This window comes from Luteimonas composti (genome assembly GCF_042678665.1).
In the GTDB taxonomy this organism is placed as follows: Bacteria; Pseudomonadota; Gammaproteobacteria; order Xanthomonadales; family Xanthomonadaceae; genus Luteimonas; species Luteimonas composti.
This window is the reverse complement of the sequence record NZ_JBHTKU010000002.1, coordinates 324,259-346,754: the sequence shown is the minus strand read 5'-3', so window position 1 is coordinate 346,754 and position 22,496 is coordinate 324,259. Positions and strand designations below refer to the sequence as shown.

At 73.2% G+C, this 22,496-nt stretch carries 23 protein-coding genes; 11 read left to right on the top strand and 12 right to left on the bottom strand.

Annotated features, from left to right (window positions below; all coding sequences use genetic code 11):
• Positions 1–65: 65 nt before the first annotated feature.
• Together ACFQ2D_RS06235 and ACFQ2D_RS06230 are read left to right on the top strand one after the other, a co-directional pair.
• On the top strand, positions 66–770 hold the full coding sequence (locus ACFQ2D_RS06235; protein ID WP_280942976.1) for a glutathione binding-like protein: 705 nt from the start codon (positions 66–68) through the stop codon (positions 768–770).
• Positions 771–851: 81 nt separating this feature from the next.
• Positions 852–3,122: a S9 family peptidase gene (locus ACFQ2D_RS06230; protein ID WP_280942975.1), complete on the top strand. Its 2,271-nt coding sequence runs from the start codon at positions 852–854 to the stop codon at positions 3,120–3,122.
• 4 nt (positions 3,123–3,126) lie between these two features.
• Here the strand turns inward: ACFQ2D_RS06230 and ACFQ2D_RS06225 are convergent, their stop codons facing one another.
• Complete coding sequence (locus ACFQ2D_RS06225; RefSeq protein ID WP_280942974.1) at positions 3,127–3,816, bottom strand: YdcF family protein; 690 nt, start codon at positions 3,814–3,816, stop codon at positions 3,127–3,129.
• Between the two features lie 114 nt (positions 3,817–3,930).
• Here ACFQ2D_RS06225 and ACFQ2D_RS06220 point away from each other — a divergent pair, with 114 nt between their 5' ends.
• Genes ACFQ2D_RS06220 through ACFQ2D_RS06205 form a run of 4 tightly spaced genes read left to right on the top strand, consistent with a single transcriptional unit; the run spans position 3,931 to position 8,415 of the window.
• Positions 3,931–5,133 (top strand): beta-ketoacyl-[acyl-carrier-protein] synthase family protein, encoded by a 1,203-nt coding sequence (locus ACFQ2D_RS06220; RefSeq protein ID WP_280942973.1) that lies wholly within the window; start codon positions 3,931–3,933, stop codon positions 5,131–5,133.
• Positions 5,130–5,909 carry a beta-ketoacyl synthase chain length factor gene (locus tag ACFQ2D_RS06215; protein WP_280942972.1) on the top strand — a complete coding sequence of 260 codons (780 nt, stop codon included), beginning with the start codon at positions 5,130–5,132 and terminating at the stop codon, positions 5,907–5,909. The genes ACFQ2D_RS06220 and ACFQ2D_RS06215 overlap by 4 nt, the downstream gene beginning before the upstream one ends.
• The gene (locus ACFQ2D_RS06210) at positions 5,902–6,720 is read left to right on the top strand and encodes a glycosyltransferase family 2 protein (protein WP_342457134.1); all 819 of its coding nucleotides are present in this window, start codon (positions 5,902–5,904) and stop codon (positions 6,718–6,720) included. Before ACFQ2D_RS06215 ends, ACFQ2D_RS06210 begins: the two co-directional genes overlap by 8 nt.
• A gap of 57 nt (positions 6,721–6,777) precedes the next feature.
• Positions 6,778–8,415 carry an NAD(P)/FAD-dependent oxidoreductase gene (locus tag ACFQ2D_RS06205; RefSeq protein ID WP_280942971.1) on the top strand — a complete coding sequence of 546 codons (1,638 nt, stop codon included), beginning with the start codon at positions 6,778–6,780 and terminating at the stop codon, positions 8,413–8,415.
• Between the two features lie 10 nt (positions 8,416–8,425).
• On the opposite strand, the gene ACFQ2D_RS06200 is transcribed toward ACFQ2D_RS06205, so the two are convergent.
• From ACFQ2D_RS06200 to ACFQ2D_RS06155, 10 genes are all read right to left on the bottom strand, one after another.
• On the bottom strand, positions 8,426–8,872 hold the full coding sequence (locus tag ACFQ2D_RS06200) for a hypothetical protein (protein ID WP_280942970.1): 447 nt from the start codon (positions 8,870–8,872) through the stop codon (positions 8,426–8,428).
• 67 nt (positions 8,873–8,939) lie between these two features.
• The gene (fabG, locus tag ACFQ2D_RS06195; protein ID WP_280942969.1) at positions 8,940–9,659 is read right to left on the bottom strand and encodes a 3-oxoacyl-ACP reductase FabG; all 720 of its coding nucleotides are present in this window, start codon (positions 9,657–9,659) and stop codon (positions 8,940–8,942) included.
• Between the two features lie 73 nt (positions 9,660–9,732).
• Positions 9,733–10,173, bottom strand: coding sequence for a phosphotransferase (locus ACFQ2D_RS06190; protein ID WP_280942968.1), 441 nt, complete (start codon positions 10,171–10,173; stop codon positions 9,733–9,735).
• The gene (locus ACFQ2D_RS06185) at positions 10,170–12,527 is read right to left on the bottom strand and encodes an MMPL family transporter (protein WP_280942967.1); all 2,358 of its coding nucleotides are present in this window, start codon (positions 12,525–12,527) and stop codon (positions 10,170–10,172) included. Before ACFQ2D_RS06185 ends, ACFQ2D_RS06190 begins: the two co-directional genes overlap by 4 nt.
• Positions 12,524–13,171, bottom strand: coding sequence for a LolA-related protein (locus tag ACFQ2D_RS06180; protein WP_280942966.1), 648 nt, complete (start codon positions 13,169–13,171; stop codon positions 12,524–12,526). Before ACFQ2D_RS06180 ends, ACFQ2D_RS06185 begins: the two co-directional genes overlap by 4 nt.
• Entirely contained in the window at positions 13,086–14,102 is a 1,017-nt protein-coding gene (locus ACFQ2D_RS06175; RefSeq protein WP_280942965.1) for an LpxL/LpxP family acyltransferase, read from the bottom strand. Before ACFQ2D_RS06175 ends, ACFQ2D_RS06180 begins: the two co-directional genes overlap by 86 nt.
• The gene (locus ACFQ2D_RS06170; protein WP_280943379.1) at positions 14,099–14,407 is read right to left on the bottom strand and encodes a polyketide synthase dehydratase domain-containing protein; all 309 of its coding nucleotides are present in this window, start codon (positions 14,405–14,407) and stop codon (positions 14,099–14,101) included. Before ACFQ2D_RS06170 ends, ACFQ2D_RS06175 begins: the two co-directional genes overlap by 4 nt.
• Positions 14,408–14,413: 6 nt before the next feature.
• Complete coding sequence (locus ACFQ2D_RS06165; protein ID WP_280942964.1) at positions 14,414–15,250, bottom strand: lysophospholipid acyltransferase family protein; 837 nt, start codon at positions 15,248–15,250, stop codon at positions 14,414–14,416.
• On the bottom strand, positions 15,250–15,933 hold the full coding sequence (locus tag ACFQ2D_RS06160) for a ketosynthase (protein WP_280942963.1): 684 nt from the start codon (positions 15,931–15,933) through the stop codon (positions 15,250–15,252). Before ACFQ2D_RS06160 ends, ACFQ2D_RS06165 begins: the two co-directional genes overlap by 1 nt.
• Positions 15,930–16,199, bottom strand: a complete 270-nt coding sequence (locus ACFQ2D_RS06155) for a phosphopantetheine-binding protein (RefSeq protein WP_280942962.1) — start codon at positions 16,197–16,199, stop codon at positions 15,930–15,932. Before ACFQ2D_RS06155 ends, ACFQ2D_RS06160 begins: the two co-directional genes overlap by 4 nt.
• Before the next feature lie 168 nt (positions 16,200–16,367).
• On the opposite strand from ACFQ2D_RS06155, the gene ACFQ2D_RS06150 reads away from it, so the two are divergent.
• From ACFQ2D_RS06150 to aroE, 5 genes are all read left to right on the top strand, one after another.
• Entirely contained in the window at positions 16,368–17,741 is a 1,374-nt protein-coding gene (locus ACFQ2D_RS06150; protein ID WP_280942961.1) for an NAD(P)/FAD-dependent oxidoreductase, read from the top strand.
• Positions 17,738–18,766 carry a chorismate transformation enzyme, FkbO/Hyg5 family gene (locus ACFQ2D_RS06145; RefSeq protein ID WP_280942960.1) on the top strand — a complete coding sequence of 343 codons (1,029 nt, stop codon included), beginning with the start codon at positions 17,738–17,740 and terminating at the stop codon, positions 18,764–18,766. The genes ACFQ2D_RS06150 and ACFQ2D_RS06145 overlap by 4 nt, the downstream gene beginning before the upstream one ends.
• 84 nt (positions 18,767–18,850) lie before the next feature.
• Positions 18,851–19,099, top strand: a complete 249-nt coding sequence (locus ACFQ2D_RS06140) for a hypothetical protein (RefSeq protein WP_386795566.1) — start codon at positions 18,851–18,853, stop codon at positions 19,097–19,099.
• A 60-nt stretch (positions 19,100–19,159) separates the two neighbouring features.
• Positions 19,160–20,149: a porphobilinogen synthase gene (hemB, locus tag ACFQ2D_RS06135; protein ID WP_280942959.1), complete on the top strand. Its 990-nt coding sequence runs from the start codon at positions 19,160–19,162 to the stop codon at positions 20,147–20,149.
• A gap of 154 nt (positions 20,150–20,303) precedes the next feature.
• On the top strand, positions 20,304–21,143 hold the full coding sequence (aroE, locus tag ACFQ2D_RS06130) for a shikimate dehydrogenase (RefSeq protein ID WP_280942958.1): 840 nt from the start codon (positions 20,304–20,306) through the stop codon (positions 21,141–21,143).
• An 8-nt stretch (positions 21,144–21,151) separates the two neighbouring features.
• Here aroE and ACFQ2D_RS06125 read toward each other — a convergent pair whose 3' ends face one another.
• Entirely contained in the window at positions 21,152–22,453 is a 1,302-nt protein-coding gene (locus ACFQ2D_RS06125) for a DUF58 domain-containing protein (protein ID WP_280943377.1), read from the bottom strand.
• Positions 22,454–22,496: the final 43 nt, after the last annotated feature.

The window sequence follows — 22,496 nt, the reverse complement described above, 5'->3', positions numbered from 1 at the left end:
CGGGCATGCACGCCGCCGTGCCGTGCGGCGGCTAGACTCGTCGGCCCGCCTTCGCGAGCCTGCCCATGATCGACCTCCACTACTGGCCCACGCCGAACGGCCACAAGATCACCCTGCTGCTCGAGGAACTCGCCGAGGCCGGCGCCGGGCTGGAATACACCGTCCGGCCGGTCAACATCGGCCAGGGCGACCAGTTCCGCGCGGAGTTCCTCGAGATCTCGCCCAACAACAAGATGCCCGCCATCGTCGACCATGCACCGGCCGACGGCGGCGCGCCCCTGAGCGTGTTCGAGTCCGGCGCGATCCTGCTCTACCTGGCCGAGAAGACCGGCCGCTTCCTGCCGTCCGACCTGCGTGCGCGCAACACGACCCTGGAGTGGCTGTTCTGGCAGATGGCCGGGCTGGGGCCGATGACCGGCCAGTACGGCCACTTCCACGTCTACGCGCCCGAGCAGATCGATTACGCGAAGAAGCGCTATGCGGGCGAAGCCAATCGCCTGCTCGGCGTCCTCAACCATCGCCTCGAGGGCCGCCGCTTCATCGTCGGCGACGACTACACCATCGCCGACATGGCCGCGTATCCCTGGGTGGGCGCCTACGACAAGGCACCGATCGACCTGGCCCCCTACCCCGAGGTGATGCGCTGGAAGGCCTCGATCGCCGAGCGGCCCGCGACGCAGCGGGCCTATGCGCTGGCGCGCGAGGTCAATCCGGACCTGGGCAAGCCGATGAGCGAGGAACAGAAGCGCGTCCTGTTCGGTCCGCGCTGAGCGCCGGCGGGGCCGGCTGGCGCGGCTGGCTCCGCGGCACGCGCCTCCTACAATAGGGCGGATGAACCCTGGAAGCCGCCCATGCGCCTCACCGCCCTGCTCGCCATGACCCTGGCCGCCGCCACCGCCGCGCATGCCGCGCCCGGGACCGGCGCGCGCCGCCTCAGCCTGGAGGCGATCACCGGCGACGCGCCGCTGTCCGGGCCGACGCTGATGAAGCCGCAGGTCGCTCCGGACGGGTCGCGGGTGACCTTCCTGCGCGGCAAGGACAACGATCGCAACCAGCTCGACCTGTGGGAGTACGACGTTGCCAGCGGCCAGACCCGCATGCTGGTGGATTCGCGCGTGGTGCTGCCAGGCACCGAAACGCTGAGCGACGAGGAGAAGGCCCGCCGCGAGCGCCAGCGCATCGCTGGGCTGGGCGGCATCGTCGACTACCAGTGGGCGCCCGACTCGCGGCGGCTGCTGTTTCCGCTCGGCGGCGAGCTGTACCTGTACGACCTGGGACGCAGCGGCAGCGCCGCGGTGCGCAAGCTCACCGATGGCGAAGGCTTCGCGACCGATCCGCGCATCTCCCCGGCGGGCGGCTACGTCAGCTTCGTGCGCGCGCGCGACCTGTGGGTGATCGACCTGCGCGACGGACGCCAGCTGCGCCTGACCTCCGACGGCAGCGACACCGTCGCCAATGGCGTTGCAGAGTTCGTCGCCGACGAGGAGATGGACCGCCACACCGGCTACTGGTGGGCGCCGGACGACTCGGCCATCGCCTTCGCCCGCATCGACGAATCGCCGGTGCCGCTGGTGCGCCGCTACGAGCTGTACGCCGACCGCACCGAAGTGGTCGAGCAGCGTTACCCCGCCGCCGGCGAGCGCAACGTGCTGGTGCAGCTGGGCGTGGTCGCTCCGCGCGAAGGCGCGCAGCCGGCGTGGATCGACCTCGGGCCCGAGCGCGACATCTACCTGGCGCGGGTGGACTGGCGCGATCCGCAGCGGCTCACCTTCCAGCGCCAGTCGCGCGACCAGCAGCGCCTCGACCTCGTCGAGACCACGCTGGCCACCGGGGCGCAGCGCACGCTCGTCACCGAGACTTCGAAGACCTGGGTGCCCTTGCACAACAGCCTGCGCTTCCTTGCCGACGGCCGGTTCCTGTGGTCGTCCGAGCGCGACGGTTTCGAACACCTGTACCTGGCCTCGGAAGACGGCAGGCAGCTGATCCAGCTCACCCGCGGCGACTGGCCGGTCGACGCCCTGCTGGCGGTGGACCAGGACCAGGGCATCGCCTATTTCAGCGCGGGCATGCGCAGCGATGGCGGCCGGGCGGTCGCGTCGCCCACCGAGCGCCACGTCCATGCGGTGCGGCTGTCCGGCGGCGCGATCTCCACGCTCTCGCGCGAACCCGGGACCCACAACGCCAGCTTCGCGCGCAACGCCAGCGTCTACGTCGACAGCTGGTCGAGCACCACCACGCCGCCGCAGATCGAGCTGTTCGGCGCCGACGGAACGCGCATCGCCACCCTGCTGCCCAACGACCTGGCCGATCCCGGCCATCCCTACGCGCCCTATCGCGACGCCCACCGTCCGACCCGCTTCGGCACGCTCACCGCCGCTGATGGCAGCACGCGGCTGCACTACAGCCTGATCACGCCGCCGGACTTCGATCCGGCCCGGCGCTACCCGGTGGTGGTCCACGTCTATGGCGGTCCCGCCGCGCAGACGGTGACGAATGCCTGGCCGGGCCGAGCCGACGCCTTCTTCAACCAGTACCTGGCGCAGAACGGCTACGTGGTGTTCTCGCTCGACAACCGCGGCACGCCGCGCCGCGGTCGCGCATTCGGCGGCGCGCTGTACGGCGTGCAGGGCACGGTCGAGGTCGACGACCAGCGCAAGGGCGTGGAATGGCTGCGTGCTCAGCCCTGGGTCGACGGCGACCGCATCGGCGTGCACGGCTGGTCCAACGGGGGATACATGACCCTGATGCTGCTGGCGCGTGCGCCGCAGGATTACGCCTGCGGCGTGGCCGGCGCGCCGGTCACCGACTGGGCCCTGTACGACACCCACTACACCGAGCGCTACATGGGGCTGCCCGGCGCCAATCCCGAAGGCTATGCCGCCGCACGCGTGCTCGCGCACGCCGGCGGCATCCGCCCGGGCGCGCTGCTGCTGGTGCACGGCATGGCCGACGACAACGTGCTGTTCACCAATTCGACCGCGCTGATGAGCGACCTGCAGGCACGCGGCACGCCGTTCGAGCTGATGACCTATCCAGGCGCCAAGCACGGCCTGCGCGGCAAGGACGCGCTGCACCGCTACCGTCTGGCGGAGTCCTTCCTGGCGCGCTGCCTGCAGCCCTGAGGATTCAGCCCAGCCGGGCCAGCATGCGCCGGTGCCCGATCAGGCGCGCCCAGCGCGTGCCCAGGTCGACCCAGCACACGTAAGCCGCCTCGCCGGCCATGCGCCACAGCGCGCGCGGCCGCCACGACAGCGCCGGCTCGGCCGCGCACAGCTCCCAGCGCAGGCCCATCCGCCCGGCGAGCAGGGCGCAGCGCGCGAGGTGGTAGCGGCTGCTGAGCAGGGTCACCGGCTCCGGCGGCGCGGCGTCCTTCCACAGCGCACGCGCGTTGCGCAGGTTCTCCAGCGTGTCGCGCGAGCGGTCCTCGAGCACCAGCGGCGCGTCGGCCGGGATGCCGAGTTCGACCAGGCGGGCCTGGGCCAGCGCCGCCTCGGTCGGGCCGCCCGCCGGACCGCCGCCAAGCAGGAACATGCTGCGCGGCGGCCGCTGCTGCCAGAGGCTGGCGGCGCGCTGCAGGCGCGCCTGGAAGTCGGGGTCCGGGCGGCCACCGGGGGCGTGCTTGCCGAACAGCAGCACGGTCTCGCCGCGCGCCGGCTCGCAGGGCGCGTTGCGCGCGACCCGGACCACGTGCACCAGGTAGCCCACGTACACCATGCCCAGGCTCGCCGCGCAGGCCAGCGCGGCCACCGCCAGCGAGTGCAGGGCATCGCGATCGGTGAGCAGGGCGAGCCTGTGCGCGAGGCGCGAACGGGGCATCCGCGCGGTCTCCGGGGGCGGGAAATGCGAAGTTTATCCTCACCGGCCGGTCGCTATACTCGGGCGCCTTTTTGTCCACGAGCCGCCGTGCCCGCATCGTCCCTGCCCGCTCGCATGCCTCCGATCGCCCTGCGTGCATTCAGCGCGACCACGGCCCTGGGGACCGGCATCGAGGCCCAGGCCTCGGCACTCGCGGCCCGTCGTGGCGGCCTGCGCCGCAACGACTTCGGGACCGCGCCCCTGCCGACCTGGATCGGCCGCGTGGAAGGCCTCGAGGACGCCGCCCTGCCGGCACGGTTCGCCGGCTGGGAGTGCCGCAACAACCGCCTGGCCTGGCTGGCCCTGCAGCAGGACGGACTGCCGGACGCGCTGGCGCAGCTGGTGTCGCGCCATGGCGCCGACCGGGTCGCGCTGGTGGTCGGCACCTCCACCTCGAGCATCGGCGCCAGCGAGGAGGGCTACGCGCGTGCGCAGCCCGGCCCCGACGGCGTCCCGGCCTTTCCGCCGGACCTGCAGCGCCCGATCGTGCACACGCCGCATTCGCTCGGCGACTTCCTGCAGCACGCCACCGGCCTGCGCGGCCCCTGCGCGACCGTGGCCACCGCCTGCTCGTCGAGCGCCAAGGTCTTCGCGCAGGCGGCGCGGCTGATCCAGGCCGGGGTGGTCGACGCGGCCCTGGTCGGCGGCGTGGACACGCTGTGCGGCAGCGTGCTGTTCGGCTTCAATGCGCTGGGCCTGGTCTCGCAGGATCCCTGCCGGCCCTTCGACGCCGCCCGCGACGGCCTGTCGCTGGGCGAGGCCGGCGGCTTCGCCCTGCTCGAACGCGCTGGCGCCGGCGAAACCGGACTGCAGCTGCGCGGCTACGGCGAATCTAGCGACGCCCACCACATGTCCGCGCCCCATCCCGAGGGCCTGGGCGCCAGCCTCGCCATGCGCGACGCGCTGGCCCGCGCCGGCGTCGATCCGGCCCAGGTCGGCTACCTCAACCTGCACGGCACCTCGACCCCGGCCAACGACGCGATCGAGGCGCGCGCGGTGGCCGCGCTGTTCCCGGAAGGCCTGCATGCCAGCTCGACCAAGGGCTGGACCGGGCACACGCTGGGCGCCGCCGGCATCGTCGAGTCGGTGATCGCCCTGCTGGCCCTGCGCGACGGCGTGCTGCCGGGCATCCTCAACAGCGACACGCCCGATCCGGACTGCGGGCCGCAGATCCGTTTCGACAACGCGGTCCGCAGCATCGACTACGCGATGAACAATTCCTTCGGCTTCGGCGGCAACAACTGTTCGCTGGTGTTCGCGCGCGGGGTGGCGGCATGAGTGCGCTGGCCGCGCGGATCGCGGGCGTCGGCTTCTGGACCGACGGCCTTCCCGACTGGCCGGCCGCGCGCGCGTACGCGGCTTCGGGCGAACGGCCTGCGGACGCGCCCGCGAAGCCCGCGCCACAGCTGCTCGCGCCGAACGAGCGTCGCCGGGCGCCGCCCTCGGTGCTGGTCGCGCTGGAAGTGGCGCTGGCGGCCTGCCGCGACGCCGGCATGGCGCCCGACCGCCTGCCGTCGGTGTTCACCTCGACCCACGGCGACCTCGGCATCACCGATTACATGTGCGCCACGCTGGCGAGCGCGCCGACCGAAGTCTCGCCCACGCGCTTCCACAACTCCGTGCACAACGCCGCCGCAGGCTACTGGACCATCGGCGCCGGCTGCATGCACACGGCGACCGCCGTCAGCGCGCACCGCGCGAGCTTCGCCCAGGGCCTGGTCGAGGCGCTGGGGCAGCTGGCGACCGACGCGCCGGCGGTGCTGCTGGTGGCCTACGACACCGCCGCCACCGGCCTGCTCGGCACGGTGACGCGCAGCGAAGGCCTGCTCGGCGGCGCCCTGGTCCTGGTACGCGACGGCGGCGGGCCCCTGCTCCAGGCGCGGCTCGAAGACGGCGACGCAGCGGATGGCGAGGGGCCGCTGGCGCGGCACGGTCGCGCCAACGCGATGGCACCGATGCTGCCGCTGTTCGACGCGCTGGCCGCGGGCGCTGCCACGGTCGCGCTGCATGCGGGTCCGGGACGCCGGCTGCAGGTGGAGCTGCGGCATGGCTGAGCAGCCGCTCCTGCATCGCGGCAATGTCGCCGCGGTGATCCCCGCGCTCAACGAGGAACTGCGCATCGCCGAGGTGGTCGCCGGCGCGCTCGCGCAGTGCGATCTGGTGATCGTGGTCGACGACGGTTCCGACGACGCGACCGCCCGCATCGTCGCCGGGACGTCCGCGGTCCTGGTGCGCCACCCGCAGCGGATGGGCAAGGGCCAGGCGCTGCGCGACGGTTTCGCCGAGGCGCTGCGGCGCGGCATGTCCGCGGTCGTGACCATGGACGGCGACGGACAGCACGACGCGCGCGACATCCCGCGCCTGATCGCCGCGGCCAACGCGCACCCCCGCAACATCGTCAACGGTGCGCGCCTGCGCAAGCGCAGCAGCCAGCCCTGGTACCGGCGGCTGGGCAACGATTTCGGCGACTGGGGCATCGCCTGGGGCTGCGGCTTCCGGCTGGTCGACAGCCAGAGCGGCCAGCGCCTGTATCCGGCGCCGGTGCTGGCGTTGCGCGACGTGCCTGGCGAAGGCTTCGTATTCGAGGCCCAGATTTTGATCTCGGCCGCGCGCGAACTCGGCTTCGGCGTGGTCTCGGTGCCGGTGGAAACACGCTACGCCGAGGCCGGCAGCCCGCTGCAGTTCCGCAAGAGCCATTTCCGCCTGTTCCGTGACCTGTCGAACATCACCACGCATGTCGTGGGCCAGGTACTCTCGCGCGGCCGGCTGCTGGAGGCTTACCGCAGCAAGCGCCGGCGTCCGCCGGTGATCTTCGACCAGGCAGGCGCACCGGGCGGCCTGCCTGACCGGACCGGTCCGCAGTGAAGGCTTCCGGACGCGGCCTGCGCTAGTCTCGCAGTCCTCTCCTCCCCCTGCGCAGCCATGCCCCAGACCGACCAGCGCACCGACGTCATCATCCTCGGCGGCGGCCTCGCCGGCCTGACCCTGGCCCTGCAGCTGCGCCAGCGCGCACCGTCGCTGTCGATCGCCGTCGTCGAACGGCGCAACCACCCGGTGCGCGAGGGCGCGTTCAAGGTCGGCGAGTCCACGGTCGAGATCGGCGCCCACTATTTCGCCGACGTGCTGGGGCTGCACGAGCACCTGGAGACCGAGCAGATCCGCAAGTTCGGCTTCCGCTTCTTCTTCTCCGAAGGCAGCCACGCCATCGACCACTGCACCGAGGTCGGCGTCAGCCAGCTGCTGCCGACGCCTTCGTGGCAGATCGACCGCGGTCGCTTCGAGAATTTCCTCGGCGAGCGCGCCCGTGCGGCCGGCGTGGAATTCCGCGACGGCTGCACCGTGCGCAGCCTGGAACTGGCCGAGGGCGACGACGACCATGTCGTCGGCATCGAGCACGACGGCGCGCCGCAGCGGCTGCGCGCACGCTGGCTGCTCGACGCCAGCGGCCGCGCCGGCCTGCTCAAGCGCAAGCTCGACCTGGCCAGGCCCAACGACCACGACGCCAACGCGGTGTGGTGGCGGGTGGAAGGCATCATCGATCCCAATGGCTGGTCGCAGGACCCGGCCTGGCTGCAGCGCTGCGATCCGCCCGACCGCTGGCGCTCGACCAACCACATGTGCGGCCCGGGCTACTGGTTCTGGCTGATCCCGCTGTCCTCCGGCGCGCACTCGCTGGGCATCGTCTGCGACGCGAAGATGCATCCGCTCGAGACCATGAACACCCACGCCAAGGCGATGGAGTGGCTGCGCGTCCACCAGCCGCAGGTGGCCGCGTGCCTGGATCGTGGCGGCCACGCGGTGCAGGACTTCCTGTTCCTGCGCCATTTCTCCTACGGCGCGCGCCAGGTGTTTTCGACCCGGCGCTGGGCGCTGACCGGCGAGGCGGGCGTGTTCCTCGACCCCTTCTACTCGCCCGGCAGCGACTTCATCGCCATCGCCAACACCTACATCTGCGACCTGGTCGCGCGCGACGCGGCGGGCGAACCGTTCGAGCCCTACGTCGCCATGTACGAGCAGCTGTACTTCTCGTTCTACGAGAACACGCTGACGCTCTACCAGGACCAGTACCCGCTGTTCGGCGACGAGCGGGTCATGCCGGTCAAGGTGATCTGGGACTACACCTACTACTGGGCGCTGCTGGCGCCGCTGTTCTTCGGCCAGCGGCTGACCGACCTGCCGGTACTGGGGCGACTGCGCCCGCTGTTCGAGCAGGCCAGCGCGCTCAACCGCGCCATGCAGCCCCTGCTGCGCGAATGGGGCGAGCGCAACCAGGGCCGCGAGGCGCCCGCGGCGCGGCTGCTCGACCAGTTCCGGATCGACTGGTTCCGCGCGATGAACGGCCAGCTGGGCGACCGGCTCGACACGCCCGCGTTCCTGGCGCGCATCGCGGAGAACGTCGGGCGCATGCGCTGGCTGGCCAGCGAGATCCTGGAGCGGGCGCGCGGCGACCATCCGGACATCGACGACCACGGCCTGGCGGCGCAGCTGGACACCCAGGCGACCACCGCGCCTTCGCTGCCGCCTGCGTGGTATGCCGATGCGGCGGAACTCGCCGCCTGAAACGGTCCGCTCAGTCGCCGGGCGGCGGGTTCTCCACCCAGACCGCGATGCCGCTGGCATAGGTCTGGGTCGGCGAGATGTTCACGCCGACGCCCACGCTCGAGGCGCTGCGGCCGCCGAAGCGGCCCACGCCGCCGCCGACGCTGACCGCGCTCTGGTCCGGCCCCTGGCCGGTGCCCTGCAGCAGCACGCCGTTGGCGCCCAGCCGCGCCGCCTCCTTGCGCAGGTTGCGGATCACCGCGTTGGACTTGTTCTGCGCGCCATAGGTGAACGAGCCGCTGCGCACGTCCAGGCGCGCGATCTCCTCATAGCCGCCGGGCGGCGGACCGTAGTAGATGCGCACCTGCGATGGGTCGATCGGGGGACGCGGCGTGCCGGTCAGCACGTGCGAGCTGGCGCAGGCGGCCAGCAGCGCGGCGGCGACGCAGGCCAGCAGGAGGACGGGAAGTCGGGCCATGGCGGCGGGTTCGGTAGGGACCGAAGGCAGTCTCCGCCGCCGCCCGTGAACGCGGCGCGACCCGCGCTCAGCTCATGCCGCCGTCGATGCCGATCACCTGGCCGTTGATGTAGCCGGCATCCTCCGAGCACAGGAAGGCCACCAGCGCCGCCACTTCCGCAGGGCTGCCGGCGCGGGCGGCGGGCACCATCTGCCGGATCGCCGCCGGCTCGAACACGCCCTCGGTCATGCGCCCGGCGATCACGCCCGGCGCGACCACGTTGGCGGTGATCCCGCGCGATCCCATTTCGCGGGCCAGCGACTTGCTGGCCCCGTGCAGCGCGGCCTTGGCCGCGGCGTAGTTGGCCTGGCCGCGATTGCCCAGCACCGCCGCCACGCTGGAGACGCTGACGATGCGGCCCCAGCGCGTGCGCGCCATCGGCAGCAGCAGCGGCCGGGTGACGTGGAAGAAGCCGTGCAGCGAGACATCGACCACGCGCTTCCACTGCACGTCGGACATGCCCGCCATCGGCGCGTCGTCGTGGACGCCGGCGTTGTTGACCACGACCTGCACCGGACCGGCCTGCAGCAGCGCGTCGATCGCGGCGCCCGTGGCCTCGCCGTCGGCGACGTCGAAGGCGACCGCTTCGGCGCTGCCCCCGTCATCCGCGATCTGCGCGGCCACCGCCTGCGCGCGCGACAGGTTGCCGTTGGCGTGCACGACCACGTGCAGGCCGGCCGCGGCCAGCCGCGTGCAGATCGCGCCGCCGAGGTCGCCGCTGCCGCCGGTGACGAGTGCCCGTTTCATTGCAGGTCCTGCTGGTGGAGACCGTCGATTATGCGGCTGCGGACCTGGGCGCGCACGCACGCGCCCGCGGCGCTCAGGCTGTCGCCGGACCGAGCATCACGGTGGCGCGTCCTTCGGCCAGGACGTTGCCGTCGTGCACGATCCGGAAGCCGTAGAGCTGGCTGTCGTCGCCGGCGGCGACCAGCCGCGCCTCGCATTCCAGCGCGCCCGGCAGGTCGTCGATGCGCGCGACGTGCAGGACCACGTCGCGCAGGGCGACCAGCATGCCCGGGCGCGGCGCCGCACCCGGCGCGCGCGCCAGCAGCCCGCCGTGCACCGCCATCGCCTGCGCGCCGTATTCGCACAGGTGCAGCGCGCGCAGCCGCCCGCCGCTGCGCAGCGGATGGCCCGGGTCGCGGTGGCCGTCGCTGCGCAGCACGATGCGCTCCGCGTCCCACGCCAGCACCGCATCCCACAGGCACATCGCATGCTTGTGCGGGACCAGCGCCTCGATCGCCTCGCGGCCCAGCGTCATGCCCGCGTCTCCGTCATCGGGTCCGCCACTGCGCCCGTGCCTGCGGGCGCCCGGGAGACCAGCAGCGACAGCACGAAGTTGAACAGCACGCCCAACGCAACGGTGCTGCCGATCGCTCGCAGCACCGGGATGCTCGACAGCGCCAGCAGGCTGAACACCAGCAGCGTCATCAGGCTGCACACGAGCACCGCGTGCAGGGTGCGCAGCTGGTCGTCGCGCGAGTCGCCGGCGTGTTCGAAGAACAGCGCGTAATCCAGGCCCAGGCCGGCGGCGAGGATCAGCGAGATCAGGTGGAACAGGGTCAGCTCCACGCCGAGTGCGCGCAGCACCGCCAGCACCAGCAGCGTGGTCAGGGCCATCGGCAGCAGGACGCGCAGGGTGCGGCGCGGACTGCGCAGCGCGATCCACACCGTGGCCGCCAGCAACAGCGCGGCCAGCCCGAGCGCGGCCAGGATCCGCCCACGGTAGTCGGCGACCAGCGATTCGGAGGCCTGCTTCATGTCCAGCAGGCGCGCACCGCCTTCGTCGGCGACGCGCGCCACGGCCTCGACATCGCGCAGGCCGCTGAGCGAAACCAGCGCGGTCGCGCCCGCCTCGCCCTCGACCAGCAGGCCCTGCACGCTCGAAGCCAGCGGCGTGCCATCGAGGTCGTGCGGACCCAGCACCGGCGCCGCGCGCGCGCGTTCGACATCGTCCAGGAACTCCTCGAACGCGTCGCTGCGGAACGGCGAATCGGCCAGCGCGGACTCGAGCGCCGTGCGCAGCGACTCCGCGCCCGGCAGCGCCTGCTGGCGGACGCGCTGCAGCGCGGCGCTGGGCAGGTAGCGTGCAGCCATGTCGTAGGCGTCGAGCGCACCATCGGCGACCAGTGCATCGAGTGCGGGGCGCAGGCCTTCGCTGGCCTGCAGCGCGGACTCGGCGTCGGCCGCCTGCACGGTCAGTACGTAGCGCACGTCGGGCGCGCCCAGTTCGTCGCGCAGCTGCGCGTCGCGCTCGAGCAGGGGCGCGGGCACGGGCGTCAGCTTGGCCAGGTCGTTCTGCCAGAACGGGCCCGGCCGCCACGCGATCACCGCCAGCGCCAGCAGGGCCAGGGCGAGCAACGACCAGCGCGGACGCGGCAGCCGCTCGATCCGCTCCCAGATGCGGCGCAGCCGCGGCGACGTGGCGACGTCGCGCCGCGCCGGATCGATCAGCGCCGGCAGCAGGAAGCGCGTGCACAGGGCGGCGGTGGCCAGGGCGACGATGGTGAACACCGCAAGCTGGCGCAGGCCGTCGACGCCGGAGAACAGGAAGGTCAGGTAGGCGATGCAGGTCGCGGCCACGCCGGTGGCGAGCGTCGGCCACAGCGCGCGCACGCTGTGCCAGGGCGACAGGCCCGCGCGCTGCTGGCTGAAGAAGTGGATGGGGTAGTCCTGCACCACGCCGATCAGGGTGAAGCCGAAGGCGATGGTGATGCCGTGCACGCGGTCGCCGAACAGCAGCACCAGGCTGGCCAGGCCGGCGATGCCGGCGCTGGCCAGCGGCAGCGCGCCGAGCAGCGGAATCTTCCAGCTCCGATAGGCCAGCAGGAGCAGCAGCACCAGGCCGATACTGTCGACGGTGCCGATCCAGCCGGCCTCGCGCGCGGTGCGGCTGCCGATCTCGTCGGCGAAGGCGCCCGGGCCGCTGAGTTCGAGATCGCCCGGGGCTGCGCCGCGCGCCATGGCGTGCGCGTCCTGGATCGCCGCCACCGCTTCGCGCTGCCCGTCGGGATCGAAGCCGGCCGCGCGGGTTTCCACCAGCAGCAGCGCCTGCGTGCCGCCGCGGTCGAACCAGACCTCGTGCAGGGTCTGCGGCGCACGCGCCGGCAGCCAGGCTTCGGCCAGGCGCAGGGTTTCCAGGGTCGGGTCGGACGGCAGCAGCGGCTCGACCAGATCGCCCGCGGGCGATCCCAGGTCCTGCAGGCGCTGTTCGATCTCGGCCTGCAGGAAGTCCGCGTCGAGCGGCTGCGTATCGAGCGTGGACGAGAGCAGGTAGCGGTACGGACGCAGCCGCTCGGGGATCGCGTCGAGCCCGGCATTGGCGCCGTTGGCCACGAAGCCGAAGCGCGCGTCGGCCGACAGCGTCGCGGCGATCGCCTGCGACCGCGCCGCCAGCGTTTCGGCGTCCGCGCCCGACAGTGCGAGCAACAGCAGTCGCGCGCCCGGGCCCTCGCCCAGCTCGTCGATCAGCAGCTTCTGCTCGGGCGTGCGCGGGTCGGGCAGGAAGCGGCGCAGGTCGCCGCTGAACGACAGCGTCTGCGACAGCCATGCACCGACCGCGAGCAGCAGCGCCATCCAGCCCAGCGCCCCGGCCAGGCGTGCACGTGCGCTCATCCGGCGGCGTGTGCGCGGCACAGGGCCGCGATGTCGGCTGCCTCGCCCGCGGCGAGCGCCGCCTGCGCCGCGCCCGCCATCAGCGTGCGCTGCGCGGGGCCCTTGGCCGGCAGGGTTTCGATGCAGCGCAGCTCGCCGCCGTCGCCGTGGAGGACGATGCCCTGCAGGCGGTCGGCCAGCGCCCGGTCGCGCGGCACCAGGCGCAGCGCCCAGTGCGCGGGCGTGCCCTGCGCGTCGACCGTGTAGTGCCGGCGCAGCGCCTCGACGTCGCCCGACAGCAGCGCGCCGAAACTGGTCTGCAGCGCCGCCAGTTCCGGTGCGCGGGTCAGCGCGAAGCGGCGCTCCGGCCTGCCCTCGCGCGCCAGCACCGCGTGGCCGTCGCGGATCGTGGTGGTCTCGGCATAGGGCGCGCGCACCTCGCGCACCAGGGTGTCGGCATCCGGGCGCCGGTATTCGCCCGACAGCCGCAGCGGCGCCTTGAGCATCGGCGATTCGCGCACCTCGACGAACGGCGTGGCCGCCGGGACCGGGCGCGCCAGGCCGCGCAGGATCGCCGCGCTATCGGGGCCGGCCTGCGCCCAGGCCGGCGGCAGCGCCGCGAACAGGACCAGGCAGGCCGCCAGCCGGCGCTCCCGATGGGACACCCGCCGGCGCGGCGTGCGGAGCTTGCTCGTGTTCGTCGACATGCCAGAAATCGTAGAAGTTGAACCAGTTGTAGGGAGCGTGCCGCGCGTGATGTTCCAGCCTGCCCGCGTAACGCTCGATGAGCGTGGCCAGGGCCTCGTCGCGGCGGCCGCGCGGCAGGTCGATGCCGTCGCTGAACTCCTCGAAGGCCAGCCGGTAACGGTTGCCGCCAAGATACAGGCCGAACCCCAGCATCACCGGCAGCCGCAGCACCGCCGCCATCTGCCACGGGGCCAGCGGGAAACGGGCCGGCGCGCCGAAGAACGGCACGCGGACGGCGCGCTGCCCGGGCAGGGCGCGGTCGACCAGCAGCGCCACCAGCGCGCCCTCGCTGGCCGCCTGCTGGATCTGCAGCATCAGCGCGGGGCCGTCCTGGCCGGCGTCGATCACGCCGGCGGCGATCTCCGGCGCGAGCGCGTCGAGCACCTGGGTGACCGCCTTGCTGTGCGCCTTGTCCAGCACCACGCGCAGCTTGAGCCCGGGCCGCTTGCGCGACAGCACGCGCATGACCTCGAAGCTGCCCAGGTGGGAGCCGAACAGCAGCACGCCGCGACCCTCGTCCACCTTGGCCGCGAGCGCCTCCAGTCCGCTGACCTCGATGCGGAAGCGGCGCTCCTCGCCATCGAGCAGGAACACGCGGTCGAGGATGGTGGAGGCGAAGGCGTGCACGTGGCGCGCGCCGTCGAGCAGGGTCGCCGGCCGTCCCAGCGCACGCCCGAGGAAGTCGATCGAAGCGCGCCGCTCCGGGCCGCGCCGCAGCAGGAAATACAGGCTGATCGGGTACAGCAGCAGCCGGGCGAGCGGGCGCCCGCCGTAGCGGCCGACCATGCGCATCGTCCAGGCGCCGATCCGCCCGCCGCCTTCCGGCCGCTGTTTCCAGTCCACGCTCATGGCTGCGCCCGCGCCCCCCCGGCGGCGATGTCCCCGCTGGCGATTGTCGCCCCGCCGCGCAGCACGTGGAACCGCCAGCGCGCGTCCGGCGGGCCTGCCAGCGTCTCCAGTTCGATCCGCGCGGTCTCCCCCGGCAGCAGCGGCTGCAGGAACTTCACCCGCCCCAGGCGCAGGGCGCCCTGCAGGCCGTGGGCCTGTTCGATGGCCTCGACCACGCGGTCGAGCACCACCACGCCCGGCACCACCGGACGGCCCGGGAAGTGCCCGGGCAGGCAGGGATGCCCCGGGTCGATCACGAACTCCAGCACCAGCTACTCCCAGCCGTCGAGGATCGCCTGGACGCGCGCCTGCGCCTGCTCGGCCAGCAGCTGACGGGACACCGGACGGCCGTCCACGCGGGTCCGCAGCGGCGCGCCGAACCCGACCCGGATCGTACCGGGCCGCACCCGGAAGAAACCGTCGACGGGCAGCACGCGGCCGGCGCCGTGCAGGGCCACCGGCACCACGTCCACGCCCGCGTCGATCGCCGACTGCAGGGAGCCGGCCTTGAACGGCACCATCGTCCCGTCGCGGCTGCGGGTGCCTTCCGGGAACAGGCACAGGCTCTGCCCGTCGGCCAGCAGGGCGGCGGCCTGGCGCCGGAACAGCGCGCCGGCGCGGGCGCTGTCGCGCACGATGAACAGCATGCCGGTCGCGCAGGCATACCAGCCCACGAACGGCACCCGCTTCATTTCCTGCTTGAGCAGGAAGCGCAACGGCACCGGGATCGCGCGGAACAGCGCGCAGATGTCGATCACCGACTGGTGGTTGGCGACGAACAGGCAGGGCCGCGAGAAATCGATCCGCTCCCGGCCCTCGACCTGCAGCCGCGCGCCGGCGCCCCACAGCAGGCCGGGCGCCCAGCAGCGCGCGGCCATGCGCAGCGGCAACCGCGCGCCGGGGCCGGAGAACGGCCGCACCAGCAGCGCCAGGGTGATCCAGCCCGCCGTCCACGCCAGCGTGAAGGCGAACTGCACCGTGTTCCAGACACGCCAGGCCAGGCCGTCGCCGCGAGGTGCGGGAATGGCGCCCGCCCCGCCGTCGGCAGCGCCGTCCACCGCCTCCCCGGGCGGATCCGCCCGCAGCCCGTGCCCGGTCATGCCGTCCATCAGCGCAGGAAATCCCGCCAGAACGCGGGCCCGAGCCCGCCGAGGCGGCGCAGGAAGCCGAAGAAGCCCTGCTCGCGGTCGGGGAAACGGCGCCGCCGCCACTGGAACTCGAGCGCGAACAGCCCGCCCACCAGCCCGTAGTTGAGCAGGTTGGCGAACCAGGACCACTGCTCGTGGGTGATCGGATACGGCGACGCGACCCCGGCCTGGGCCAGCAGTCCGCCCGGCTCGGCCAGCAGGGCCAGCACCAGGTTGGCCAGGCCGAGCAGGATCAGCGCCCCGGTCCACAGCCCGGTGAGGCTGCGGGCGTAGGCGGCCACGTCCGGTCGCAGCTGCGCCGGCGGGACGCCATCCAGGCCGGACACGATGCGGGTGATCAGCGGCACTCGTCCCGGCGCCAGGCTGCGGCCGAACACCCAGGCCACGAGCGCGACGAAGGCGACCGGCGCGACCAGCAGCGGCAGCGTCGCCAGCCCGGCGCGGTACAGCCACCAGCTGCCGGCGGCCAATGCGACCGTCACCGGGAACGCCCAGGCGCGCAGCCGCGCCAGCGGCGCGATCATCACCAGCAGCACCAGCACCAGCAGCGCGGCCAGGGCCAGGCGCGCGTCGCCGCCGGCGCTGGCGCCATGCGCCAGCAGCGCGTAAGCCACCGCCAGGACGATCTGGATTGCGAGGATCAAGTCGTTCGGTGCTGCTGGACGTGTTCGGACAGGGCGCGCAGCGAAGCGAAGATGCGCCGGTTCTCGTCCGCATCCGAGCGCAGCTGGAAGCCGTAGCGCTTGCTGATCGCCAGCGCCAGCTCCAGCGCATCGATCGAGTCCAGGCCCAGCCCGGCGTTGAACAGGGGCGCCTCGGGGTCGATGTCCGCCGCTGTCACGCCGTCGAGGTTCAGGCTTTCGACCAGGAGTTCGGCGAGTTCGCGTTCGGCATCGGTTTGCACGGACATGGCAGGCAGGTTGGCGGACAGGCCCGCAACAATCGTGCATCGGGGCGCGCGGCGCAAGCGCGGAAGGCCCTGCCCGGCGGCGCGGCGGCCGCCGGACCCTTCAGGAAGCCCACGGGACCTCCGCTATCATGCGCACCCGTTCAGCAACCCGCAGCCCGCCCCGACAGGATGGCCAGCCCCGCATCGCCCGCCTCCGACCCAGCCGCGCCTGGGGACTGCGACGTCCTGGTGATCGGCGGTGGGCCGGCCGGCAGCACCGCCGCGGCCCTGCTGGCGCGCCGCGGCTGGCGGGTGGTGATGCTGGAGAAGGACGCGCACCCGCGCTTCCACATCGGCGAATCGCTGCTGCCGATGAACATGCCGATCCTGGCCGAACTGGGCGTGCTCGACCAGGTGCGCGCCATCGGCGTGCACAAACCCGGCGCCGACTTCCCGCTGCTGGAAATGGCCGGCAAGCGCTACGTGTTCCGCTTCAGCCGCGCGCTCGATCCGCGCCACGACTACGCGGTGCACGTGCGCCGCGACCAGTTCGACCAGCTGCTGTTCGAGCACGCGCGCGCCGCCGGGGTCGACGCGCGCCAGCGCACCCGGGTGGTGGACGTGGCCTTCGGCGCCGACGGCCGCCCGGCCGTGGTGGAAGCGCGCGACGCGGACGGCCGGTCGCTGCGCTGGGCGCCGCGCTACCTGCTCGACGCCAGCGGCCGCGACACCTTCCTGGCCTCGCGACGCAAGTACAAGCGCAAGGATCCGCGGCACCAGTCGGCGGCGCTGTTCAGCCATTTCCGCGGCGTCGCCCGCCACGCCGGCGAGGACGCGGGCAACATCACCGTGGCGCGGTTCGACCAAGGGTGGTTCTGGCTGATCCCGTTGCCCGACGACATCATGAGCGTCGGCGCGGTGTGCTTCCCGGACTATCTCAAGCAGCGCAGCGACGACGGCGGCCGCATCGACAACGAGGCGCTGCTGATGCGCACCCTGCAGGCCAATCCCGAGGTGTGGCGGCGCATGCAGGGCGCCACCCGGGTTGCGCCGGTGCACGCGACCGGCAACTACTCGTACGGCTCCACGCGCATGGCCGGGCCGGGCTGGATGCTGGTCGGCGATGCCTATGCCTTCGTCGACCCGATCTTTTCCTCCGGCGTGTACCTGGCCATGGACAGCGCGCGCCGGGCCAGCGACGTCGTCGATGCGTCGTTGCGCGACCCGGCGCGCGAAGCGGCCCTGCAGGCGGCCATGCAGTCGCGACTGCGGCGCGGCCTGCGCCACTTCACCTGGTTCATCCACCGCTTCAACACGCCGGTGATGCGGCGCCTGTTCTCGGCGCCGCGCAACGACTGGCAGCTGGAACAGGCGGTGATCTCGATGCTGGCCGGCGACGTGTTCGACAACGCCGCGGTGCGGCGGCGACTGCATGTCTTCCGGCTGATCTACGCCCTCAACGCCGTGGCGATCGCGCCGCGCGCGCTGCGCGGCTGGATGCAGCGCCGCCGCCAGGCGCGCTCCAGCTTCCGCGGCGACACCCTGCAGGAGGGCAACCCGTGAGCCGACCCGCCCCGATCCCCCCCGTCGCGCCGCACCTGCGCGTGGAGTACGTGGACGCCGCGCCGGCCGACGTGCTGGCCGCCGACGACGTGCTGGCGGTGCTGGGCTTCGGCGCGGGTGCGCCATGCCTGGACGACCCGCGCTACCTGCGCGTGCCGCTGCAGCCGCACGGCCGCGCGCCGCTGGAGGTCTGGCATGCGCTGGCGCCGGTGCGCAGCGGACGCACGGGCGAGATCGCCTGGTCGTGCGACGGCCAGCTGCTGTTCGGCGCGATCGAAGTCGACGAGCCCGAGGGCCATACCGGCCTGGGCGACAACAGCGGCATCCTGCTGGCCGCCGAGCATGCCTACCGGCAGATGACCGGCTTCGTCGGCGCCAGCGAATACCCGCACCTGCTGCGGGTCTGGAACTACCTCGACGCCATCACCCTGGGCGAAGGCGACGCCGAGCGCTACCGCCAGTTCTGCGTCGGCCGCGCGCGCGGGCTGGGCGATTTCGACGCCACTTCCCTGCCCGCCGCCACCGCCATCGGCCGCTGCGACGACGCGCGCACGGTGCAGGTGTACTGGCTGGCCGCGCGCGCACCGGGTGCGCCGGTGGAGAACCCGCGCCAGGTCAGCGCCTACCGCTACCCGCGCCAGTACGGCCCGCAGCCGCCGAGCTTCGCCCGCGCGATGCTGCCGCCGGCCGGCGGCCGCATGCCGCTGCTGCTCTCCGGCACGGCGGCCGTGGTCGGCCACGCCTCGAAGCACGCCGCCGACGAGCTGCTGGCCCAGCTGGACGAGACCTTCGCCAACTTCGACGCGTTGCTGGGCGCGGCCCGCGAGCGCGAGCGCGGCCTGCCCGCCCAGTTCGGCGCCGGCACCCGGCTCAAGGTCTACGTGCGCGACCGCGAGGACCTGCCGGTGGTCGAGCGTGCGCTCGAGGAGCGCTTCGGCGACCGCGTGCCGCGCATCCTGCTGCACGCGGCGATCTGCCGGCGCGAACTGGCCGTCGAGATCGACGGCGTGCACGACGCTGGCTGAGTCCTCACGCCGCGGCGGTCACACTCGGCCCCGGCCCGGCGTCCTGTCACCGGGCATCACGCCCGCACTCGTGGAGAAACGCACATGGGAATGATCAGCCTGGTCTGGGGCATCCTGGCCATGATCTGGATGGTCCTCGCGCTGGTTCCGGTCATCGGGATCACCAACTGGCTGCTGATCCCGTTCGCCGCGGTGGGCGCGATCATCGCCGCCGTCGGCCTGCTGTTCACCCGCAGCGGGCGCCGCGGCCGCGCCAAGGCCGGGCTGGTGATCAACGGCATCGTGATCTTCGTGGCGATCTGGCGCCTGGGCCTGGGCGGCGGCCTGATCTGACGCCGGCCCGGGACGTTCTGTCCCGGCCTCCGGCCATGGGCGGCGCGTAGAATGCCGCCCATGGCCTATCCCGATACCCGCATGCGGCGGATGCGCCGCGACGACTTCTCGCGCCGGCTGATGCGCGAGACCAGCCTCACCACCGACGACCTGATCTATCCGGTGTTCGTGCATGAGCCCTCGGGCCGCGCGCCGGTGCCCTCGATGCCGGGCGTAGAGCGGGTGTCGATCGACGAACTGCTGCGCGTGGCCGAGACCGCCAGCGAGCTGCGCGTCCCGGCGCTGGCCCTGTTCCCGGTGACCGCGCCGGAAGCCAAGTCGCTCGACGCCGCGGCGGCCTGGGACGACGAAGGCCTGTGCCAGCGCGCGGTGCGCGCGCTCAAGGCGCGCTTCCCGCAGCTGGGCGTGATCACCGATGTCGCGCTCGATCCCTACACCTCGCACGGCCAGGACGGCCTGGTCGACGCCGACGGCTACGTGGTGAACGACGACACGGTCGAGGCCCTGGTCCGGCAGGCGCTGTCGCACGCGCGCGCCGGCGCCGACGTGGTCGCGCCCAGCGACATGATGGACGGGCGCATCGGCGCGATCCGGGTGGCGCTCGAGGCCGAAGGCTTCGCCCACACCCGCATCCTCGCCTACGCCGCCAAATATGCCTCGGCCTTCTATGGCCCGTTCCGCGACGCGGTCGGCTCGGCCTCGGCCCTGGGCAAGGCCGACAAGAAGACCTACCAGATGGACCCGGCCAACAGCGACGAGGCGCTGCGCGAGGTCGCGCTCGATCTCGACGAGGGCGCCGACATGGTGATGGTCAAGCCCGGCCTGCCTTATCTGGACATCGTGCGCCGGGTGAAGGACCACTTCGGGGTGCCCACCTTCGCCTACCAGGTCAGCGGCGAGTACGCGATGCTCAAGGCAGCCGCCGCCAACGGCTGGCTGGACGAGCGCGCCTGCGCGCTGGAGGCGCTGCTGGCGTTCCGCCGCGCCGGCGCCGACGGCGTGCTGACCTACCACGCGCTCGACGCGGCGCGCTGGCTGCGCGGCAACTGAGCCAGCCGCCCGCGCCGCCCGATCGCCGGGCGGCGCGCCAGCCAGCGACTCCGTCCCGCGGCGCGCCGTGCAAACGCGCGGGCCGGCGTTCTATGCTGGCGCCGGACACGTGTCCCGGCACGCCGCGCGGCGGCCGACTCCTCCAGGAGGCTGCATGAGCAAGTTCGCCGTGTTCGGACACCCGGTCGCGCACTCCCTGTCGCCGCGGATCCACCTCGCGTTCGGTCGCCAGCTCGGCATCGGGCTGCAGTACGAGGCGATCGACGCCCCGCCGGAACTGTTCTTCGAGGCACTGGAGGCCTTCGCCGCGGCGGGCGGGGCCGGCGCCAACATCACCCTGCCGCTCAAGGAGTCGGCCTTCGGGCTCAGCGCCACCACCACCGAGCGCGCGCGCCGCGCCGGCGCGGTCAACACCCTGGCCCGGCTCGACGGCCAGTGGCACGGCGACAACACCGACGGCGCCGGGCTGGTGCGCGACCTCACCGGGCGCCACCAGCTGGACCTGCGCGGACGGCGCACCCTGCTGATCGGTGCCGGCGGCGCGGCGCGCGGTGTCGCACCGTCGCTGCTCGATGCCGGCATCGCCGACCTGTTCCTGGTCAACCGCACCCCGCAGCGCGCCGATGCGCTGGCCGATGCGCTGGGCGAACCCGCGCGCGTGCACCCGCGCCACATCGGCGACCTGCGCGAACTGGGGGAGTTCGACCTGGTGGTCAATGCCACCTCGGCCGGGCGCGGCGGGGAGCTGCCGCAGCTGCCGCGCTCGCTGCTGGGCATGCGCAGCGTGGCGGTGGACCTGAGCTACGGCGAGGCGGCAATCCCGTTCATGGCCTGGGCGCGCGCCCACGGCGCATACCGCGCCATCGACGGGCTGGGCATGCTGGTGGAGCAGGCCGCGGAAAGCTTCGCCCTGTGGCACGGGGAGCGGCCGCAGACCGACGAGGTGTACGCCGAACTCGACGCCCGCCACGCCGCGCTCGTCACCGCCGACTGAGTCCGGACCTACAGCAGGCCCTCGCGCTTGATCGCCAGGTACCGCTCGACCAGCGCCGCCGGCAGCTGCTCGGCGGTGACGTCGAGCACCTGCACGCGGTGCCGGCGCAATGCGTCGTGGGCCGCGGCGCGCTGGGCGAGGTAGCGCGCGGTCGCTCCGGCGCGCACCGCGGCGGCGACGTCCGCCACCTCCTCTTCCAGCACCTCGTCGAGGGCGCGCTCGCGCAGCGAGGCCACCACCACCAGGTGCCGCGACTGCAGCATCCGCACCGCGGCCAGCACGTCCTCGATGTCCTCGTCGCGCAGGTTGGTGACCAGCATCAGCAGCGCGCGCCGGCGCTGGCGCAGCGACAGTTCGGTGGCCGCGGCCAGGTAGTCGGTGGCGACGGGCTCGGGTTCCAGGTCGTAGCTGGCGCGCAGCAGGGTGTCGATCGCGGCCATGCCGCGCCGCGGCGGCACCCAGCGGCGCTCGCCGCCGATCGCCAGCATGCCGACCGCATCGCCCTGGCGCAGCGCCAGGTAGGCCACCAGCAGCGAGGCGTCCAGGGCGTGATCGAAGTGCGCCAGTGCCGCGCGCTGCTCGGTGGCGGGTTCGCGCGCGAGCATGCGCCGGCCGGTGTCGAGCACCACCACCAGCTGCTGGTTCTTCTCGTCCTGGTACTCGCGCGAGATGAGCTTGCGCGCGCGCGAGGTGGCCTTCCAGTCGATCTGGCGCAGGCTGTCGCCGACGCGGTATTCGCGCATCTGGTGGAAGTCGGTGCCCTCGCCGCGGCGGCGCCTGATGTGCGCGCCCATCATCCGCGAGGCCTGTTCGGCGCTGACCAGGGCGAACTTCGTCAGCGGCGCGAAGTTGGGGAACACGCGCACGCGCTGCGCGGCGCCGGCCAGCGCCAGCTGCCGCCACAGCCGCAGCGGCGAGTGCAGCAGCAGGTGCACGCCGGCGAAGCCGAAGCTGCCGCGCGCGTCGGGGCGCAGCCGGTAGTCGAAGGCGGCGACGGTGCCCGGCACCAGGCGCAGCCGCCGCGGCAGGCCCTCGACCTCCCAGCCGCCCGGATGCAGGTCGTGCACGTCCACCCGCGCGCCGCGGTGTCCGGGTTCGAGCTCCAGCCGCACCGCGCGCTCCACGCCCAGGGCCAGCGCCTCGGGCACGCGCCGCGCCACGTCGGGCAGCGGCGTGCGCAGCAGCAGCGCCAGGTCGAGCAGGGCCAGCGTCGCCAGCGCGCCGCCGGCCAGCGTCCATCCCCAGGCAGGCAGCCAGCCGAGGCTGGTCGCGGCGCCCAGCAGCCCCCAGGCCACCGCGGCGATCACCATGGCCGGCGCCGGCCGCGGCAGGTAGCGGCGGCGCACGGGACCG

Bases quoted from the DNA above. Each gene is read 5' to 3' on its own strand.
- ACFQ2D_RS06185 (WP_280942967.1), bottom strand. From the start codon at position 12,527: ATGAGCGCACGTGCACGCCTGGCCGGGGCGCTGGGCTGGATGGCGCTG.
- ACFQ2D_RS06210 (WP_342457134.1), top strand. From the start codon at position 5,902: ATGGCTGAGCAGCCGCTCCTGCATCGCGGCAATGTCGCCGCGGTGATC.
- hemB (WP_280942959.1), top strand. From the start codon at position 19,160: ATGGCCTATCCCGATACCCGCATGCGGCGGATGCGCCGCGACGACTTC.
- ACFQ2D_RS06205 (WP_280942971.1), top strand. From the start codon at position 6,778: ATGCCCCAGACCGACCAGCGCACCGACGTCATCATCCTCGGCGGCGGC.
- ACFQ2D_RS06125 (WP_280943377.1), bottom strand. From the start codon at position 22,453: ATGGTGATCGCCGCGGTGGCCTGGGGGCTGCTGGGCGCCGCGACCAGC.
- ACFQ2D_RS06215 (WP_280942972.1), top strand. From the start codon at position 5,130: ATGAGTGCGCTGGCCGCGCGGATCGCGGGCGTCGGCTTCTGGACCGAC.
- ACFQ2D_RS06165 (WP_280942964.1), bottom strand. From the start codon at position 15,250: ATGGACGGCATGACCGGGCACGGGCTGCGGGCGGATCCGCCCGGGGAG.
- ACFQ2D_RS06200 (WP_280942970.1), bottom strand. From the start codon at position 8,872: ATGGCCCGACTTCCCGTCCTCCTGCTGGCCTGCGTCGCCGCCGCGCTG.
- fabG (WP_280942969.1), bottom strand. From the start codon at position 9,659: ATGAAACGGGCACTCGTCACCGGCGGCAGCGGCGACCTCGGCGGCGCG.
- ACFQ2D_RS06220 (WP_280942973.1), top strand. From the start codon at position 3,931: ATGCCTCCGATCGCCCTGCGTGCATTCAGCGCGACCACGGCCCTGGGG.
- ACFQ2D_RS06230 (WP_280942975.1), top strand. From the start codon at position 852: ATGCGCCTCACCGCCCTGCTCGCCATGACCCTGGCCGCCGCCACCGCC.
- ACFQ2D_RS06235 (WP_280942976.1), top strand. From the start codon at position 66: ATGATCGACCTCCACTACTGGCCCACGCCGAACGGCCACAAGATCACC.
- aroE (WP_280942958.1), top strand. From the start codon at position 20,304: ATGAGCAAGTTCGCCGTGTTCGGACACCCGGTCGCGCACTCCCTGTCG.
- ACFQ2D_RS06225 (WP_280942974.1), bottom strand. From the start codon at position 3,816: ATGCCCCGTTCGCGCCTCGCGCACAGGCTCGCCCTGCTCACCGATCGC.
- ACFQ2D_RS06190 (WP_280942968.1), bottom strand. From the start codon at position 10,173: ATGACGCTGGGCCGCGAGGCGATCGAGGCGCTGGTCCCGCACAAGCAT.
- ACFQ2D_RS06175 (WP_280942965.1), bottom strand. From the start codon at position 14,102: ATGAGCGTGGACTGGAAACAGCGGCCGGAAGGCGGCGGGCGGATCGGC.
- ACFQ2D_RS06155 (WP_280942962.1), bottom strand. From the start codon at position 16,199: ATGTCCGTGCAAACCGATGCCGAACGCGAACTCGCCGAACTCCTGGTC.
- ACFQ2D_RS06140 (WP_386795566.1), top strand. From the start codon at position 18,851: ATGGGAATGATCAGCCTGGTCTGGGGCATCCTGGCCATGATCTGGATG.
- ACFQ2D_RS06150 (WP_280942961.1), top strand. From the start codon at position 16,368: ATGGCCAGCCCCGCATCGCCCGCCTCCGACCCAGCCGCGCCTGGGGAC.